We start from the raw sequence: 16,547 nt of genomic DNA, 5'->3' as shown, positions 1-16,547 counted from the left end.
GCCATGACCGAATTGCTGCGCCCCATCGACATCGCGCATCCCGCCACCATCAGCTTCGGCGCCGGCCTCGTCGGCAGCGTCGGCGCCTGGGCCAGGGCCCGCGGCGTGACGCGCACGCTGGTCGTCACCGGCGGGTCGAACGCCAAGCGCGTCGGCCTGCTCGACCTGCCCGGCGAGGTCGTGGTGTTCGGCGAGGCGAAGCCGGAACCCGACATTCCCAACCTCGCAGCAGCGATCGCGGTGGCGGAACGCGTGAAGCCCGACCTCGTCGTCGGCTTCGGCGGTGGCAGCGCGATGGACCTCGCGAAGCTCGTCGCGGTGCTGCCGGGCAGCGGGCAGACTATTCATGAGGTGGTCGGCCCGGAGAAAGTGAATGGCCGCTCCGTGGCACTGGTGCAGGTGCCGACCACCTCCGGCACCGGCAGCGAGGCCGGTACGCGCGCCCTCGTCACCGATCCCGCGACGCAGGCGAAGCTCGCCGTGCAGAGCCGGCACATGATGGCCGACCTGGCCGTGGTGGACCCCGACCTGACGCTGAGCGTGCCGCCCGCCGTTACCGCCGCGACCGGCGTCGATGCCCTGGCCCATTGCGCCGAGGCCTTCACCAGCCGCAAGGCGCATCCGCTGGTGGACATCCACGCGCTGGAAGGAATCCGCCTGGTCGGGCGGTTCCTCGCGCGCGCCGTGGCCGACGGCAATGACCGCGAGGCGCGGGCCGGGTTGGCACTGGCGTCGCTCTACGGCGGCTTCTGCCTCGGGCCGGTAAACACCACGGCGGGGCATGCCGTCGCCTATCCGCTGGGCACGCGGCATCACGTCGCGCATGGCCTCGCCTGCGCAGTGATCTTCCCGCACACCCTCGCCTTCAACGCGGAAGCGGTGCCGGAGAAGACGGCGCTGGTACTCGATGCGCTGAGCCTGCCCGGCGCGCGCGACGAGGCTGCCATGCGCGCCGCCGCGCATGGCTGGTGCGCCGCACTTGGCATCGAGATGCGGCTCGGCCGCCTCGGCGTGCCGGAGGCCGATCTGCCGACGATGGCGGAGGAGGCGCATGCCATCCGTCGGCTGCTCGACAACAACCCGCGTGACATCAGCCGCGAACAGATCCTCGCGCTCTATCGCGCCGCCTATTGAACGGAGGAAACGCCATGCCGGACAGCACGGGCCTGATCGAGAGGCCGGAGATCCTCGCCCCCGCGCCGGGCGACGCCGCGCGCATCGACGCCTTCATCCCGACGCCTTGCGTGCAGAACCACGCCGCCTTCCTGATGCCCCTGCCGGGCGGCGACCTCGGCTGCGTGTGGTTTGGCGGCACGCAGGAAGGGGTACCAGACATCTCCGTGCATTTCTCGCGCCTCGCGCCCGGCGCGGATCGCTGGACGAATGCGGTGCGGCTGTCCGACGATCCCGGCCGGTCGGAACAGAACCCGCTGATCTTCCCCCTGCCCGATGGGCGGGTGTGGCTGCTGTGGACGGCGCAGGTCGCGGGCAACCAGGACACCGCCATGGTGCGGCGGCGCGTCTCTGACGACGGTGGGCAGTCCTGGGGTCCGGTCGAGACGCTGTTCGGCGAGCAGCCCGGCTTCGGCACCTTCATCCGCCAGCCGATCATCGTGACGGACAGCGGCGACTGGCTGCTGCCGATCTGGCGCTGCACCAAGCCGCCGGTCGGCGCCTGGACGGGTGATCTCGACACGAGTTCGGTGATGATCTCGGCCGACCAGGGGAAGACCTGGAGCGAGCACGCCGTGCCGGGCAGCACCGGCTGCGTGCACATGAACATCGTCGATCTGCGCAATGGCCACCTCGTCGCCTTCTATCGCAGCCGCTGGGCGGATTGGGTCTATGCAAGCCGGTCGCATGACGGCGGCCGGTCATGGACGGCGCCGGAACCGACCGAGTTGCCGAACAACAATTCCTCGATCCAGGCCGTGCGCCTCGCCAACGGCCACATCGCGATGGTGTTCAATGAGTCGAGCAAGGAGAACGCCACGGGACGTCGCCTGTCGCTCTACGACGACATCGGCGGGGAGGACGTCGCGCCGATCACCGAACGCAGCGCCTTCTGGGGCGCGCCGCGCGCGCCCATGACACTCGCCATCTCAGAGGATGAGGGGCGCACCTGGCCGCATCGCCGCAACCTCGAGGTCGGGGACGGCTTCTGCATGACGAACAATTCCAAGGACCGGCTGAACCGGGAATTCTCCTATCCGTCCATCGTGCAGACGCCAGACGGGGCGCTGCACATCGCCTACACCTACTGGCGGCAGGCCATCAAATACGTCCGCGTCGCCGAGGAGTGGGCGCGGTGAGCGCGCTGCACCCGAACGGCGTCTTCTGCGCCGCGCTGACGCCGCTGACCGAGACCCTGACGCCGGACCATGCCCGCTTCGTCGCCCATGCGCGCCGGCTGATCGAGGAAGGCTGCGACGGCATCGCCCTGCTCGGCACCACGGGGGAGGCAAACTCCTTCTCGAGCGACGAACGCCAGGCGCTGCTGGAAGCGGCAGTGGCCGCCGGCATCGCGCCGGATCGCCTGCTGCCTGGCACCGGCGTGACCGCGCTGACCGAGACTGTCGCATTGACGAAGCACGCGCTCTCGCTCGGCGTCACCACGGTCGTGATGCTGCCGCCCTTCTACTACAAGGGCGTCAGCGACGATGGCGTGTTCACCGCTTATTCGGAGGTCGTGCAGCGTGTCGCCGATCCGCGGCTGCGCGTGGTGCTCTATCACATCCCGCAATTCTCGGCGGTGCCGATCACCTTCCCGGTGATCGAGCGCCTGCGCGCGCGCTATCCCGGTACCTTCACCTGCATCAAGGATTCCGCGGGCGACCTGTCGCATATGGAAGCCCTGGTGGAACGCTTCCCCGGCCTCGCCGTGCTGGCTGGCGCCGATCCGTTGATGCTGCCGCTGCTGCGGAAGGGCGGGGCGGGCTGCATCACAGCGACCTCGAACCTCGTCGCGGCGGACCTTGCCTTTGTTTTCCGTCACCACGCCGATGCGACGCGCGCGACGGAGGTCGAGGCGGCGCAGGCGCGCATCGTCGCCGCGCGTAATCGCGCCTCGCGCTTCGCACAGATGGCCTCGCTGAAGGCGCTGGTCGCGCATCGCAATGGCGATCCGGATTGGCGGCGCATGCGCCCGCCGCTGCTGCCGCTGAACGCGGACGAAGAAGCGGCCCTGCTCCAGGACTGACCACCAGACCACGCAACGACCCGGCCCGGCGCCGGCGGGAGATGAGGAGGAACATCATGAAAAGACGCGATGTGTTGAAGGCGGCGGCGGCCGGGATCGGGATACTCGCCGCGCCGTCCGTGCAGGCGCAGGGCGCCTGGCCGCAGGGCAGGCCGATCCGGGTGATCTGCCCCTGGCCGCCCGGTGCGGCGAACGACGCCTTGGCGCGGCTGTTCGCCCAGCAATTGCAGGACAAGCTCGGTGCCACGGCGGTGGTGGAAAACCGCACCGGCGGCGCCGGCCTGGTCGGCACCAATGCGGTGCTTCAGGCCGCCCCCGACGGATTCACGCTGCTCGCTTCCGCCTTCAACACCGCGGTGATGCCGCTGGTGCTGAAGGGCGCCAATTTCGATCCGCAGCGCGACCTTGAGGTGATGGCCCGGACGGCGCGCGCGCCGCTCGTCATGGTGATCAGCGGCACGCGCCCGCAGCGCAACGTGACCGATGTGGTCACCGCGGCGAAGGCCAATCCGCGCGACTGGAGCATCGCGATCTCCTCGCTCGGCTCGGCGGGGCATCTCGCGACAATCGAGTTCAACCGCCGCACCGGCGCCAATCTCGACATGGTCTCCTATCGCGGCACGCAGCCGGCCCTGACGGACCTGATGGGCGGCAGCGCGCAGTTGCTGATCGACCCGAGCTTCGCCCTGCTGCCCGCGACCGGTGATGGTCGCATCCGTGCGCTGGGCATCGCGGCAGCGCAGCGTTCGCCGTTGGCGCCGGATGTCCCGACCATGGCGGAGGCGGGCCTGCCCGGCTTCGAGTTCCAGTCCTGGTACGGGCTCTGGGCGCCCAAGGGTACGCCAACCGAGATCTGCCAGCGCGTGAACACGCTGATGCAGGAGACGATGCGCGAGCCCGCCATCGTCCAGCGCCTGACGACCCAGGTGCTGGAACCGGTGACGGAGAGCATCGAGGAGACGAAGCGCTTCATCGCCGCCGAGATCTCCCGCGCCGGCGAGCTACTGCGCAGCGTGAACTACGAGCCAGTCTGACCGGCTGCCTGGTGTGAGCGGGGCCAGCGCCGCGCTCACGCCTTGCCGAGGGTCACTCCCCCGCGTCGACGGTGATGGTGCCGAGCGCCTGGCGGACAATCCCGTGGCGACGCAGGATCTCTCCATAGGTCCCGTTGGCGATCAGCCGCGTCAGCGCACCGGCCACCGCGTCCCGCAATTCGGTCTGCGACTTGTCGAAGGCCATGCCAGACAAGTTGCGGGAGATCGGATCGCCGATCGCGACGATGGTTCCCGGATTCTGCTGCGCCAGGAAGGCGACGAATTCGGCGCCCAAGATCGCGCCGTCCGCGCGCCCGGCCATCAGGTCCGTGCGGCTCGCCGCAGCACCATCCGAGCCAATGACGCGCATCGGCGGGCGGCCGGCGGCGACGCAATTCGCCTCGCTCCAGGCCTGCGCCTGCGGGAAGTAGTTGGTGGTGCGCGGCGTCGAGACGCTGCGGCCGCAGAAATCCGTCGGCTGCGTCGCGCCGCGCTGCTGCGCCGTGGTGGTGAAGATCTGCGCGCCGGTGCTGACCACATCCACGAAGGTCAGGCGCTCGCGGCGCGACGGCAGGTCGGTCATGGCGCTGCCGCTGAAATCGACGCGCCGCGTCGTGATGGCAGGGATGAGCTGCGCGAAGGCCAGTTCCTCCCAGCGGATCTCGATACCGAGCTCGCGCCCGATGGCGGTGACGAGGTCGACATTCACGCCGCGCCGCTCATTCGTCGCCGGGTCCTTGTACGCCATGGGCGGATAGGTCGCCTCGATGCCGACGCGGATGAAGCCCTGGGCGCGGATCGCCTCCGGCACGGCCTGCGCCGAAGCGAGGCCGGGCGCGATCAGCGCGGCGGCGGCAAGGAGAAGGGTCCTGATTCGCATCGTCATGCTGCTCCCTCGCAGGCGGTGAAGTGGGCGGCGATCTCCTCGCCGGTGGCGATCCAGACATCGCCATGGCCCTGCGCATAGCGCAGGAATTCGCGCAGCAGGCGCAAACGCATCGGCCGGCCGCTGCATTGCGGATGCAGCACGGTGGTGACCATGCCGCCCCAGTCGCGCGTCTCGTCCAGCTCATCCTTCCAGATCGAGAGGACGTGCTCCTTCGGCATCATGGGACGCGGGCTGTAGCGATGCGACAGGCCATAGAGCCAGTCGTCATAGGTCATGGTGACCGGTAGCTCGACCAAGCCCGGGCGGCCATCGGCGAGCAGGTGACGGTAGGGCCGCACATCGTCGCGCCAGGAGGAGGAATAGACCAGGCCGCGTTCCTTCAGCAGCACGCGCAGTTCCTCGCAGCTTTCGCCCGACGGCGCGCGGTAGCCCTTGGGCACCACGCCGAGCCGGCGCTTCAGCGTCTCCAGCCCGCGGTCGACTTCCTCGACCAGCCGCGGGTCGCCGGGCTGCGGCATCAGGTGATGGAAGCCGTGATGGCCGATCTCGTGGCCATCCTTGGCGATGGCCTCGGCCATGGCGGGATGCGCCTCGACCGACCAGCCGGTGATGAAGAAGGTCGCGCGCAGGCCGAGCTGGCGCAGCATCTCCAGCAGCTTGCGCACGCCGATGCGCGCCTCGAAGCCGCCATAGGACATGCAGACGAGTTCGTCGTAGCGGGCCGGATCCTTGCCGGTCCAGGCGGTCTCCGCATCGACGTCGAAGGAGAGGAACATCGCCGCCTTGTTGCCGGCCGGCCAGGGGTATTCCGGCGCGAGCGGCGCGCGGTTAGCTGGCAGCAGCGGCAAGGCGTCATGGTTCGTGTAGTCGGGCATCGTCTCGGTTCCCTCCACGGGTCAGGCTAGGACGGCGGAAATGAAGGCTCTGGTGCGGTCTTCCCTGGGCTCGCCGAGAACCTCGGTGGGCGTGCCGCATTCGACGATGGCGCCGTGATCCATGAAGACCACGCGGTCCGCGACCTCACGCGCAAAGCCAAGTTCATGCGTCACGACCATCATCGTCATCCCTGATGCGGCAAGCTCGCGCATCACGGCGAGGACCTCGCCCACCAGTTCGGGATCGAGCGCGCTGGTCGGCTCGTCGAACAGCATCAGCCGCGGCTTCATCGCGAGCGCGCGGGCGATGGCGACGCGCTGCTGCTGGCCGCCCGACAGCTGGGCCGGATAGCTGCGCGCCTTGTCCTTCAGCCCGACGCGCGCGAGCAGTGCTTCGGCCTCCGCGATGGCCTCGGCGCGCGGGCGCTTCAGCACCTGCACCGGGCCTTCGATGATGTTCTCCAGCGCGGTGAAATGCGGGAAAAGGTTGAAGCGCTGGAACACCATCCCCGTCGCCCGGCGCTGGCGCGCGATCTCGCCTTCGGACAGACGGTGCAGCCGGTTGCCGTCAATGCGGCGGCCGGCCAATTCGCCATCCACCCAGATGGCTCCAGAATCCGGCTCGACCAACTGATTCACGCAGCGCAGCAGCGTGGTCTTGCCGGATCCGGAGGCGCCGATGACGCACACCACCTCCCCGGCCGCGATGTCGAGCGAGACGCCCTTCAGCGCCTGGAAGCTGCCGAAGGCCTTGCGGACATCGACGATGGAAACGATCGACCGCATGGTCAGCGCCCCCCCGCCGCGCCGCGCGCGAAGCGGCGTTCCAGCAGCATCTGCAACGGTGTCAGCACCGAGACCACGGCGAGGTACCAGACCGCCGCGACGATCAGCAGCTCGATCACCCGGGAATTGGCGTAGTAGATGTTCTGCGCGCTGTGCAGGATCTCGGTGAACTGGATGACGCTGGCGAGCGATGTCAGCTTCACCATGCCGATGAATTCATTGCCGAGCGGCGGGATGACGACCCGCATCGCCTGCGGGAAGACGATGCGGCGCAGTGCATGCAGCCGCGTCATGCCGATCGCCTTCGCCGCCTCATACTGCCCGGCATCGACCGAGAGCATCCCCGCGCGGAACACTTCCGAGGTATAGGCGCCCTGATTGATGCCAAGGCCGAGAAGGGCTGCGAAGGCCGGCGTCATCACGTCGACGGTGCGCGCTGAGCCAAGCCCGGGAATGCCGATATCGGGGAAGATCAGCGCCAGGTTGAACCACAGCAGCAGTTGCAGGATCACCGGCGTGCCGCGGAACAGCCACGCATAGCCGATGGCCGCCCCTTGCAGCACCGGGTTCTCGGACATCCGCATCACCGCCGCGACGACGCCGAGCGCGATTCCGAGCGCCATGGCCGCGACCGCCATGACGACGGTATTGACCAGGCCATGGATGATGACCGGCGCGGTCAGGAACTGCCCGACCACGGGCCATTCGATCTGGCCGACCGCAAAGGCGCGCATCAGCAGGGCGAGCAGCAGCACCATGATGGCCACCGCCGTCCAGCGCCCCCAATGGCGCTGCCGCACCATCACATAGCCCGAAATATCGGGGAGACCCTTCGACGTCGTGGCGCTCATCGTGACCTTCCTGTCGGAACAATACGAGCAAGTTTGATGCCGGCCTGGGGCTGCCGTCAGCCGGCGAAGGCGGCCCGGGCCTCGGGAAGATCCCAAATGCGCTGGATGGCCGCAGCACCCGCCGCGGTGATGCCGGCCTCGTCCCCCATGGCGAGCCTGCCGCCGCGCAGCAGCACGCGGCCATCGACCATGACCGCATCGACATTGCCGCGATTGGCGAGCCAGACCAGCGCGCGGCGTGCGTCATGCAGCGGCTGCAGATGCGGATGGCTGAGGTCGATCACCGTGAGATCGGCAGTCGCGCCGGGCCGGATGCTGCCAAGATCGGGCCGGCCGATCGCCGCGGCGGCTTCGCTGGTGACGGCGGCGATGATCTCGGGCGAGGACGCGGCCTCGGCACGGCCGGAGACAATCTTCGAGATCATCGCGGCGGCATTCATCTCGCCAAGAAGGTCCATGTTGTAGCCATCCGTGCCGATCAACGTGCGCAGCCCGGCATCGGCGAAGCGCGAGAAGGCGGCGGTCGTGCCGGCGCGCGCGAAGACGCGCGGGCAGTTCAGCACCGCGGTGCCGCGCGCCGCCATCAGGCGCAGATCTTCCTCGCTGCTGTCCACGCAATGCGCCGCGAGCAGGTCCGGCGCCAATACGCCGAGCCAGTCGAGATATTCCGCCGGGCTGCGGCCATAGCGGGCGCGGATGGTTGCGACCTCCCCCGCACTCTGGGCCAGATGCGTGGTGATCGGCACGCCGAGTTCGCGCGCCCGGTCGGCGGCGGCGCGCAGCAGGTCCGGTCCGCAGGTGTCGGTGGCGTGCGGGCTCATCGCCAGGCGGATGCGCCCCTCGTCGAAGCCTTCCCATTGCGCATGCAGCGCATCCCAGGCGGCGAGATCGGCCGCGCCATCATCGCCGGCATAATGCACCGCGCCGCTCGCATCGGCCTTCGCATCGGCGGTCGAGAACAGATAGGGCGCACCATAGAAGCGCAGCCCCATCTCCGCCGCCGCGTCGAACATCTCGGGAATGCCGTTGCGGAACGGCTCCATCACCGTGGCCGCGCCGCCCTTCAGCAATTGCAGGATGCCGAGCCGCGCCACGGCCATCCGCTCCTCACGCGACAGGATCTCGATGCCCCGCTTCGTCAGCGGCAGCAGCACCGTATAGACGATGCTCTGGTTGTTCTTGCGGCCCGCGCCGTCCTCACTGTGGGTGCGGGCGACCGCCTCGCTGAAGCAGTGATTGTGCAGGTTCATCAGGCCAGGCAGCACGAAGCGCCCCGGCGCATCGAGCACCACATCCGTGCCATCGGGCCGCGTCGGGGTAACGGCGGCGATCCGCCGGCCTTCCGTCAGCACCCAGTGGTCGCGCAGGACGACCGGGCGGCCCTCCCGCTCGGTGAGGACGAAGGATCCGAAGACGGCGGTGGTGCCGGGGTTCTGCATCATGTCCGTTCCTGTCCGCTCAGGCCGGCGGCTCGGCGCCGACCTGGTCGACGATGCGCCGATAATGCTCCGGCCGGCGATGCGCGGCGAAGTTGAACATCTTCTCCTTGCCCTGGCGGCAGGCGTCGAAGTCGACATCCGCGACCAGCACCTCGTCGCCGAGCGTCGTTGCCTGCGCCACGATGACACCGTTCGGATCGACGATCACCGACCCGCCGATCAGGCCCGACCCATCCTCATTGCCGGCCTTGGCGACCGCAATCGCCCAGGTCGCGTTCATGTAGGCATTGGCCTGCGCGGCGAGGATCGAATGGAAGGTGCGGATCTCCTCGTTCTCGGCCTTGCCGCCATTCGGGTCGTAGGCGGCCGAGTTGTAGCCGACGAGCATCATCTCCATGCCCTGCAGCGCATAACAGCGCCAGGCTTCGGGCCAGCGGCGGTCGTTGCAGATCAGCATGCCGAGGATCGGCGCACCCCAGGCGGCGGGACCGCGGAACGCCTCGAAGCCGCCATCTCCATAGGCGAAGTAGCGCTTCTCGAGCTGATGGAAGCGGTCGCCCAGGCGGGGTTCGTGGCTGCCGGGCAGGTGCGCCTTGCGGTATTTGGCGAGGATGCTGCCATCCGGCCCGGTGGTGATGGCGCTGTTGTATCGCGTGCCATCCGCGGCGCGTTCGGCATAGCCGACATAGAAGCCGATACCGAGTTCGCGCGCCCGGCCGAACAGCGGCTGGACCGCCGGGTTCGGCATCGCCGTCTCGTAATACGCGTCGAGTTCCGCACCTTCGAGCAGCCAGCGCGGAAAGAAGGTCGTGAAGGCAAGTTCGGGGAAGACCACCAGCCTGGCGCCCTGCGCGGCGGCGTCCTCGAGCAGCGCGATCATGCGGGCGAGGATGGCCTCGCGGCTGTCGGCGCGTTGATTGGGGCCCATCTGGGCAGCGGCGACGCGGAGAATGCGGGGCATGGGTCGAATCTCCTTCGACTGGGTCGGCGCTGATTTCTGCCGCGGCCTCCTTGGGCAAGGCAATCAGGTTGATTATCAGAATTCGCCGAAGATCATTCGATCTTGTTATACTGTGCCTCGCAATGACCCTTCGGCAGATCGAAATCCTCCGCGCGCTCATGCGCCTCGGCACGACGATGGGCGCGGCGCGCGCCCTCGGCATGTCCCAGCCGGCCGTCAGCAACGCGCTGAAGCACATGGAGGCGCAACTCGGCTTCCCGCTGTTCGAGCGCGTGAACAACCGCCTCTTTCCGCTCGAGGCCGCATCGATCATCCAGGAGGAATCCAACCAGATCTTCGCGCTCCATGCCGCGCTGGAGGAACGCGTGCAGGATCTGCGCGAGTCCAAGGTCAGCCGCCTTCGTATCCTCAGCACGCCGCCGCTGGGTTGGAGCGTGCTGCCCCGCGCGCTCGAGGAATTCTCGCGCCGCAACCGGCGCCTGAAGATCTTCTTCGACATCCGCGAACTGGACGAGGTCGTCCGCAGCGTGGAGAGCGGCAAGACGGATATCGGCTTCGGCCTCGGCCTCGGCCCGCAGCCGACGCTGGAGGTCGAGCCCCTGTTCGAGGGACGCATGGTCTGCGTCGTGCCGCCCCGGCATCCGCTCGCCGCCCGGTCGGTGATCACGGCACGGGACATGGCCGGGATCGACCTCATCGCGCTCGATGCGGATACGCGGATGGGGGCATCGGTTCGCGCGGCGTTCCAGGCGGCCCAGGAACCCTTCGCCTTCCGTGCGGAAGTGCGGACCTGCCGCACGGCCTGCGCCCTGGTCGCGGCCGGGATGGGGGCGTCGATCGTCGATCCGTTCTCCGCCATGCACGACAGCCAGGTCGCCTTCGCGATCCGGCCCTTCGAGCCTGCCATCCCGTCGATCGCCTGGGCGTTCTGGTCGAACCGCAAGCCGCCATCCGACACGGCGCGGCGTTTCATGGGCGAGGTCCGCCTCGCCTTGGCGGCACAGCGGAAATAGGCTTCGCTCGTCATGACGGGCGGCCGGTTCCGGTGGCTGGAATGGTCCGCGGCGAAGGTTCTCAAGGGGCGTCGGATGCGGACGGTCACGATCATCGAAACGGGCCTGGTCGCGCCGCAACTGCGGGAGCGGCACGGGACCTACCCATTCATGTTCGAGCGCATGATGCGCGAGGCCGGCGTCGATGCCGGCTTCCGGACGGTGCGTGTCTCGGAAGGCAACGCGCTGCCCGATCCTGCCGGGTTGGACGCGGTGCTGATCACGGGTTCACCGGCCGGTGTCTATGACGACGTCCCCTGGATCGCGCCGCTGGAGGCGTTCATCCGCGACGGATACGCGGCATCGACGCGGATGGCCGGCATCTGCTTCGGGCACCAGGTCATGGCGCAGGCGCTCGGCGGCGTGGTCCGCAAACCGGAGAAGGGCTGGGGCCTGGGCCGGCATGTCTATGAGGTGACGCCGGACAATGGCGTCATCGGCGGCGATCGGATCGCCATCGCCTGCGCGCATCAGGACCAGGTCATCGAGGTTCCGCCGAATGCCCGCACGATACTGGCATCGGAGTTCGCGCCGCATGCCGGGCTGCTCTACGACAATGGGGCGATGATGTCGGTGCAGCCGCACCCTGAATTCGACCTGGGCTACGCGCAGGCCTGCTGCGACCTCCTCGAAGCCAGAGTGCCGGCTGCCGTCGTGGCCGCGGCGAGGGACTCACTGCGGCACCCGATGGACAGTCAGGATCTCGCCCAGGCGATCGCGCGCTTCCTCCTGCGCGACGAAGGCTGACACGGCAGCGTCATTCCGCGGCCGCGCGCACCGCCTCGGCTGAGAGGGTATAGCGGGTGAAGCTGCGGTTCAGCGCCGGAAGCGGCGCGATCTCCATCACGCCATCGGCCGGGCGCATCAGGATCATCGCCACGGTGGCGGAGAGATTGCCGCCGAGATTCATCCGCGGCGGCCGGCACACCGACCAGGGCGTCTGCCAATCGTCGAACAGGGCGGCGCGCAGGTCGTCGATGGTCAGGCCGCCGCGCTTCGCCTCCAGCGCCGCACGCACGCGGCGGTCGCGATAGACGCTGTCGGGCGTGGACAGCAGCCCGGTATCCTTGAGCTTCGCGAGTGCGATCGGGCTCTGCCAATGGTTGGCGTGGACGATCACGCCATTCTCCGGCTGCACCAGGAAGGATTCATCCGGCGCGCATTCGATATCGATGCCGAAGCCGCTCGCATGGCTCAGCATGAGGTTGTTCGATCCCGATTTCGGCGTGGCGTAGAGGATGCGGAAAGCGAGTGCTACCTGCTCCTGCTCCAGCGCCTTGCGGCGTAGCAGGGACAGCGGCACCCCGTCCTGCGTGTAGTCGCGGTCGCTCTCAAGGTAGTTCGCGGTGATGGCGATGCCCGCGGCGTTCATGCCGCAGCGTGCGAGGCCGCCGGCCTCGACGAAGGTCAGCACGTCCGGCCCATCCTCCCGCCGGATGCGCAGGACGACGCCGGTCTCGGCGCATTCGCTTTTCCAGTCCCAGTTCTGGCCGTGGATCAGCGTGCCGTCGGCGCTCGCCTCGGGCAGGATGATGGCACCGGTGCAGCCGTCGGGGTCCTTGCGCGCTTCCTCGGCGCGCTTCGCGAGTTGCAGGACTTCCGTGCGGCAATTCACCAGCACGATATCCTCGAAGGCGACGTCGGCACCCTCGGCGATGCCGCGCATCTCGGCTACGAAATCCGGCTCGAAGGCCTCGATGCGGGGGACGAAGGCGCGCGCCATGGCGCGGACGGCGCCGGCATCCCGCCCCTGCCCCGCCAGCTGCGCCCCGTAGTGCGCGAGCGACTTGTCGATGCGAGCCTTCGCCATGCGGCCATAGGCGCGCCCCCGGGATTCCGGCGTGCCGGCCAGTTCGATCAGGGGGAAGGGTTCGACCGCGGCGGACGACATCGAGGTTGCCTCTTCCATATTTGGATTATGGTGACACATAACACATTCCATGGCCAATCCCTCGCCGATCATCCCCGCCGACGCCCCGCCCCTGCACCGCGCCCTGGCGCGCGATATCCTGCGCGGCCTGCATGCGCGCGGTGCCCGGCCGGGGGACCGCCTCTCCCGGCTCGCCCTCGCCAAGGAGCTCGGCGTGTCCCGAACGCCCGTGGCGGGCGCGGTGGCACTGCTCGAGACCCTCGGCGTGGTGGAGACGGATGGGCGTGCCGTGCTGCTGCGCGACCTGGGCTTCGATCCCGAACGCCTCGCCTCGCCCGCCGAGGATGGCGGGGACGCCACGGCGGCGCTGATCGTCACCCTGGCGCGGGACCGCCGCTCCGGGGATTTGCCGGAGGAGGTCTCGGAACGCCTGCTGCAGGCCCGCTACGGTGTGGGGCGGACGGTCCTCGCGGCGGCGCTGCGGCAGCTCGCCGAGGTCGGCGCCGTTACCCGCAACCGTGGGCATGGCTGGCGCTTCGGGCCAGGCTACGTCTCGGCCGAGGACCGCGCGGCCTCCTACCGCTTCCGCCTGATGATCGAGCCGGCCGGGCTGCTGGAACCCGGCTTCCACCTTCCCGCCGGCTGGGCCACCGGGATGCGGCGGATGCATGAGCAGTTCCTCGGCCGCGCCTGGCGGGAGACCGACCCGGTCGCCTTCTTCGAAACCAATGCCGCCTTCCACCGCGGCCTCGCCGAGGCCTCCGGCAACCGCTTCCTGGTCCAGGCGGTGGAACAGCAGAACCAGCTCCGCCGCTTCTCCAACTACGATTGGCAGCGCGGCGTGGAACGGGTGCGCGTCTCGGCCACCGACCACCTCGGCATCCTCGACGCGCTGGAGGCCGGCGACCGGGCCGAGGCCGCCGAGCGCATGCACCGCCACCTGGCCGGCACCGCGGCGCTGACCTGGCGTGCCCGCGGCGGGTGATGACTGTATTGTACTTTGCGCTCTTATAGCGCACTCATACGAACAGTTCGGGATGCCGGTCCTGGATACTCCTTCGCTGCGCCGCATAGGCGATCCTGCCGGCCATCGACACGCTGCCGTCATGAGGGAGAGAACAATGCCAAACGCCATGATCGGTCGCCGCTGGCTGACCCGCGCCATGCTGGGCGGCGCCGCCGCGGCGCAGACGCCGGGCTGGCTTTCCACCGCCCTTGCCCAGGGTGCCGGCGCCGACGGCCTGCTGCGCGTCGGCATGGCGGCGCCCAACACCACGCTCGATCCGCATCTGCAGAGCAACGCGCCGAACAACGCGGTGGCGAGCCATATCTTCGATGCTCTGGTGACGAATGACGCGGCCTCGCGCTCCACGCCCGGCCTCGCGGAATCCTGGCGGCTGATCGACGACACGCATTGGGAATTCACCCTACGGCGCGGCGCGCGCTTCAGCGACGGCGCTCCCTTCACGGCCGATGACGCCATCGCCTCCATCCGCCGCGCCACCGAGTTGCCGAGCACAGCCTCCTTCCGCACCTATACGCGCAGCATCAAGGCGATGTCGGCGCAGGGGCCCAACACCCTGCTGATCGAGACGGACGGGCCGGACCCTCTGCTGCTGAACTCGATCAGCCGCGTGCGCATGATCGCGGCGAAGCACGCCGGCGCGCCGACCGCCGACTTCAACAGCGGCGCGGCGGCGATCGGCACCGGCGCCCTCATCCTGCGCAGCAACACGCCGGGCAGCGTCATCCAGCTCACCCGGCATGATGGCTGGTGGGGACCGCGCCTGCCCTGGAACGAGGTGGCGCTCCGCATGGTCACCGATGACGGCGCGCGTCTGGCAGCGTTGCTTTCGGGCGACCTCGACATCATCGAGGCGCTGCCCTCCCAGAGCGCCGGCCGCGTCCGCCAGAACCAGCGCTTCCATGTGATTCGCGGCATTTCGAGCCGCGTGACCTATCTCGGCTTCGACTTCCATCGTGACGTGACACCCTTCGCCACCGGCGCAGATGGCCGACCGCTGGAACGCAACCCCTTCAAGGACCTGCGCGTCCGCCAGGCGCTGAACCACGCCATCAATCGCCCCGCGCTGGTGGACCGGGTGATGGAAGGCGATGCCGTCGCCGCGTCCCAGTTCCTGCCGAAGGGCCAGCCGGGAACCTCGGACCGCCTGGACGTCCCGGCCTACGACCCCGCCCGCGCCCGCGCACTGCTGGCCGAGGCGGGCTATCCGCAGGGCTTCAAGCTGACGCTCCACGGGCCAAACGACCGCTACATCAACGACGCCAAGATCGTGCAGGCGTTGGCGCAGATGTTCACGCGCATCGGCATCGACACGCGCGCCGAGGTCATGCCTTGGGCGACCTACGCCACGCGCAACCCGCGCGGCGAGTTCAGCATCTACTTCTCGGCCTGGGGCGTGAACACGGGCGAGACCTCGAACCCGCTGAAGGCCATCGTCGCGACCTACAATGCGCGCGCCGGCATGGGTGCGTCCAATGCCGGGCGCTATTCCAACGTCGAGGTGGATCGGCTGCTGCAGCAGGGCCTGAGCACCATGGACGACGCGCAGCGCAATGCGCTGCTCGCCGAGGCCAGCCGCATCGCCTTCGAGGATGTCGCCATCATCCCGCTGCATCACGAGGTCTCGGCCTGGGCTGCGCGCCGCGGCGTGACCTATGAGACGCGTAACGACCAATACACCCTCGCCATGGGCGTGGGCCGGAGCTGACGCATGACCGACGCACCCCCGACCGCCGAAGCCTCCGCCCGCGCGCGCGCCATCTACGATCTCGGCCCCACGGCGATGTTCGCCTCCAAGGCCGACCCGCGCTTCCACTACTGCCTCTATGTGCCGCCGCAGGTCGGGCGTGGCGTGAAGGTGGATCTGCTCGTCGCCGTGCATGGCACGACGCGGACCTCCTTCCTCGAATTCCGCGACGGCTTCGCGGAGTTCGGCCGCTGGAACAACGTCGCGGTGCTCTGCCCGGTCTTCCCGGTGGGCGTGCGCGGGGATGGCGCGCGGTCCGGCTACAAGTACATGGCGGAGGGCGACATCCGCTACGACCAGGTGCTGCTCGACATGATCGGCGAGGTCGCGAAGAAATACGACCAGGACTGGTCGCGCTTCGCGGTCTTCGGCTTCTCGGGTGGCGGGCATTTCGCGCATCGCATGGCGATCCTGCACCCGGACAAACTCTGGGCCGCCTGCATCGGCGCGCCGGGCTCGGTCACGCTGCTCGATCCCACGCGCGACTGGTGGGTGGGCGTCCGCGACCTGAAGCAACGCTTCGGCATCGCCTTCGATGGCGAGGCGCTGGCGAAGGTGCCGGTGCAGATGCTGGTGGGCGATGCCGATCTGGAAACCTGGGAGATCACGCACCAGCCCGGCAGCACCTATTGGATGGACGGTGCGAACGACGCGGGGCGCACGCGGCCCGAGCGGCTGAAGGCGCTCGCGGAATCCTTCCGTGCTGCCGGCGTGAATGTGCAGCTCGACCTCGTGCCGGGTGTGTCGCATGACCGGATAAAGGTGCTGGGCCGGGTGAAGGACTTCCTCGCCGGCGTGCTGGCCACGAGGCGCGGCTGAC

16 protein-coding genes are annotated in these 16,547 nt (G+C 68.9%); 9 read left to right on the top strand and 7 right to left on the bottom strand.

Going from position 1 to position 16,547, the window contains the following annotated elements; translation table 11 throughout:
* Positions 1-3: 3 nt before the first annotated feature.
* From AC2YHJ_RS03940 to AC2YHJ_RS03925, 4 genes are read left to right on the top strand one after another with little or no spacing between them, the layout of a single operon-like run.
* Positions 4-1,134, top strand: coding sequence for an iron-containing alcohol dehydrogenase (locus tag AC2YHJ_RS03940; RefSeq protein WP_487394099.1), 1,131 nt, complete (start codon positions 4-6; stop codon positions 1,132-1,134).
* 14 nt (positions 1,135-1,148) lie between these two features.
* A complete protein-coding gene (locus AC2YHJ_RS03935) occupies positions 1,149-2,312 on the top strand; it encodes a sialidase family protein (RefSeq protein WP_487394098.1) in 1,164 nt (387 codons plus the stop codon).
* Complete coding sequence (locus AC2YHJ_RS03930; RefSeq protein ID WP_487394097.1) at positions 2,309-3,199, top strand: dihydrodipicolinate synthase family protein; 891 nt, start codon at positions 2,309-2,311, stop codon at positions 3,197-3,199. The genes AC2YHJ_RS03935 and AC2YHJ_RS03930 overlap by 4 nt, the downstream gene beginning before the upstream one ends.
* A gap of 56 nt (positions 3,200-3,255) precedes the next feature.
* Complete coding sequence (locus AC2YHJ_RS03925; protein ID WP_487394095.1) at positions 3,256-4,233, top strand: Bug family tripartite tricarboxylate transporter substrate binding protein; 978 nt, start codon at positions 3,256-3,258, stop codon at positions 4,231-4,233.
* A 52-nt stretch (positions 4,234-4,285) separates the two neighbouring features.
* Here the strand turns inward: AC2YHJ_RS03925 and AC2YHJ_RS03920 are convergent, their stop codons facing one another.
* Genes AC2YHJ_RS03920 through AC2YHJ_RS03895 form a run of 6 tightly spaced genes read right to left on the bottom strand, consistent with a single transcriptional unit; the run spans position 4,286 to position 10,034 of the window.
* Positions 4,286-5,113 (bottom strand): transporter substrate-binding domain-containing protein, encoded by an 828-nt coding sequence (locus AC2YHJ_RS03920; RefSeq protein WP_487394094.1) that lies wholly within the window; start codon positions 5,111-5,113, stop codon positions 4,286-4,288.
* A 2-nt stretch (positions 5,114-5,115) separates the two neighbouring features.
* Entirely contained in the window at positions 5,116-5,997 is an 882-nt protein-coding gene (locus AC2YHJ_RS03915) for a polysaccharide deacetylase family protein (protein ID WP_487394093.1), read from the bottom strand.
* 21 nt (positions 5,998-6,018) lie between these two features.
* Positions 6,019-6,783 carry an amino acid ABC transporter ATP-binding protein gene (locus tag AC2YHJ_RS03910; RefSeq protein WP_487394092.1) on the bottom strand — a complete coding sequence of 255 codons (765 nt, stop codon included), beginning with the start codon at positions 6,781-6,783 and terminating at the stop codon, positions 6,019-6,021.
* Between the two features lie 2 nt (positions 6,784-6,785).
* Entirely contained in the window at positions 6,786-7,634 is an 849-nt protein-coding gene (locus AC2YHJ_RS03905; protein ID WP_487394090.1) for an amino acid ABC transporter permease, read from the bottom strand.
* A 56-nt stretch (positions 7,635-7,690) separates the two neighbouring features.
* The gene (locus tag AC2YHJ_RS03900) at positions 7,691-9,076 is read right to left on the bottom strand and encodes an amidohydrolase family protein (protein ID WP_487394089.1); all 1,386 of its coding nucleotides are present in this window, start codon (positions 9,074-9,076) and stop codon (positions 7,691-7,693) included.
* A gap of 16 nt (positions 9,077-9,092) precedes the next feature.
* Positions 9,093-10,034, bottom strand: coding sequence for an N-carbamoyl-D-amino-acid hydrolase (locus AC2YHJ_RS03895; RefSeq protein ID WP_487394088.1), 942 nt, complete (start codon positions 10,032-10,034; stop codon positions 9,093-9,095).
* Positions 10,035-10,156: 122 nt separating this feature from the next.
* On the opposite strand from AC2YHJ_RS03895, the gene AC2YHJ_RS03890 reads away from it, so the two are divergent.
* Together AC2YHJ_RS03890 and AC2YHJ_RS03885 are read left to right on the top strand one after the other, a co-directional pair.
* On the top strand, positions 10,157-11,047 hold the full coding sequence (locus AC2YHJ_RS03890) for a LysR substrate-binding domain-containing protein (protein WP_487394086.1): 891 nt from the start codon (positions 10,157-10,159) through the stop codon (positions 11,045-11,047).
* A gap of 75 nt (positions 11,048-11,122) precedes the next feature.
* Positions 11,123-11,833 (top strand): glutamine amidotransferase-related protein, encoded by a 711-nt coding sequence (locus tag AC2YHJ_RS03885; RefSeq protein ID WP_487394085.1) that lies wholly within the window; start codon positions 11,123-11,125, stop codon positions 11,831-11,833.
* 10 nt (positions 11,834-11,843) lie between these two features.
* On the opposite strand, the gene AC2YHJ_RS03880 is transcribed toward AC2YHJ_RS03885, so the two are convergent.
* Positions 11,844-12,977, bottom strand: a complete 1,134-nt coding sequence (locus AC2YHJ_RS03880; RefSeq protein WP_487394083.1) for a C45 family autoproteolytic acyltransferase/hydrolase — start codon at positions 12,975-12,977, stop codon at positions 11,844-11,846.
* 49 nt (positions 12,978-13,026) lie between these two features.
* Here AC2YHJ_RS03880 and AC2YHJ_RS03875 point away from each other — a divergent pair, with 49 nt between their 5' ends.
* The 3 genes from AC2YHJ_RS03875 to AC2YHJ_RS03865 all read left to right on the top strand — a co-directional run bounded on the left by AC2YHJ_RS03875 (position 13,027) and on the right by AC2YHJ_RS03865 (position 16,546).
* Positions 13,027-13,941 carry a GntR family transcriptional regulator gene (locus AC2YHJ_RS03875; protein WP_487394081.1) on the top strand — a complete coding sequence of 305 codons (915 nt, stop codon included), beginning with the start codon at positions 13,027-13,029 and terminating at the stop codon, positions 13,939-13,941.
* A gap of 136 nt (positions 13,942-14,077) precedes the next feature.
* The gene (locus tag AC2YHJ_RS03870; protein ID WP_487394080.1) at positions 14,078-15,688 is read left to right on the top strand and encodes an ABC transporter substrate-binding protein; all 1,611 of its coding nucleotides are present in this window, start codon (positions 14,078-14,080) and stop codon (positions 15,686-15,688) included.
* 3 nt (positions 15,689-15,691) lie between these two features.
* Positions 15,692-16,546, top strand: a complete 855-nt coding sequence (locus tag AC2YHJ_RS03865; RefSeq protein ID WP_487394078.1) for an alpha/beta hydrolase family protein — start codon at positions 15,692-15,694, stop codon at positions 16,544-16,546.
* The last annotated feature ends 1 nt before the right edge of the window (position 16,547 follow it).

This window comes from Roseomonas sp. SRI_022, from assembly GCF_057586215.1.
This window is presented reverse-complemented; position numbering and strand designations above follow the sequence as displayed.

Excerpts from the sequence above, each read along its gene's own strand:
- AC2YHJ_RS03940 (WP_487394099.1), top strand. The coding sequence starts at position 4 with ATGACCGAATTGCTGCGCCCCATCGACATCGCGCATCCCGCCACCATC.
- AC2YHJ_RS03935 (WP_487394098.1), top strand. The coding sequence starts at position 1,149 with ATGCCGGACAGCACGGGCCTGATCGAGAGGCCGGAGATCCTCGCCCCC.
- AC2YHJ_RS03925 (WP_487394095.1), top strand. The coding sequence starts at position 3,256 with ATGAAAAGACGCGATGTGTTGAAGGCGGCGGCGGCCGGGATCGGGATA.
- AC2YHJ_RS03920 (WP_487394094.1), bottom strand. The coding sequence starts at position 5,113 with ATGCGAATCAGGACCCTTCTCCTTGCCGCCGCCGCGCTGATCGCGCCC.
- AC2YHJ_RS03915 (WP_487394093.1), bottom strand. The coding sequence starts at position 5,997 with ATGCCCGACTACACGAACCATGACGCCTTGCCGCTGCTGCCAGCTAAC.
- AC2YHJ_RS03910 (WP_487394092.1), bottom strand. The coding sequence starts at position 6,783 with ATGCGGTCGATCGTTTCCATCGTCGATGTCCGCAAGGCCTTCGGCAGC.
- AC2YHJ_RS03905 (WP_487394090.1), bottom strand. The coding sequence starts at position 7,634 with ATGAGCGCCACGACGTCGAAGGGTCTCCCCGATATTTCGGGCTATGTG.
- AC2YHJ_RS03900 (WP_487394089.1), bottom strand. The coding sequence starts at position 9,076 with ATGATGCAGAACCCCGGCACCACCGCCGTCTTCGGATCCTTCGTCCTC.
- AC2YHJ_RS03895 (WP_487394088.1), bottom strand. The coding sequence starts at position 10,034 with ATGCCCCGCATTCTCCGCGTCGCCGCTGCCCAGATGGGCCCCAATCAA.
- AC2YHJ_RS03890 (WP_487394086.1), top strand. The coding sequence starts at position 10,157 with ATGACCCTTCGGCAGATCGAAATCCTCCGCGCGCTCATGCGCCTCGGC.
- AC2YHJ_RS03885 (WP_487394085.1), top strand. The coding sequence starts at position 11,123 with ATGCGGACGGTCACGATCATCGAAACGGGCCTGGTCGCGCCGCAACTG.
- AC2YHJ_RS03880 (WP_487394083.1), bottom strand. The coding sequence starts at position 12,977 with ATGTCGTCCGCCGCGGTCGAACCCTTCCCCCTGATCGAACTGGCCGGC.
- AC2YHJ_RS03875 (WP_487394081.1), top strand. The coding sequence starts at position 13,027 with ATGGCCAATCCCTCGCCGATCATCCCCGCCGACGCCCCGCCCCTGCAC.
- AC2YHJ_RS03870 (WP_487394080.1), top strand. The coding sequence starts at position 14,078 with ATGCCAAACGCCATGATCGGTCGCCGCTGGCTGACCCGCGCCATGCTG.
- AC2YHJ_RS03865 (WP_487394078.1), top strand. The coding sequence starts at position 15,692 with ATGACCGACGCACCCCCGACCGCCGAAGCCTCCGCCCGCGCGCGCGCC.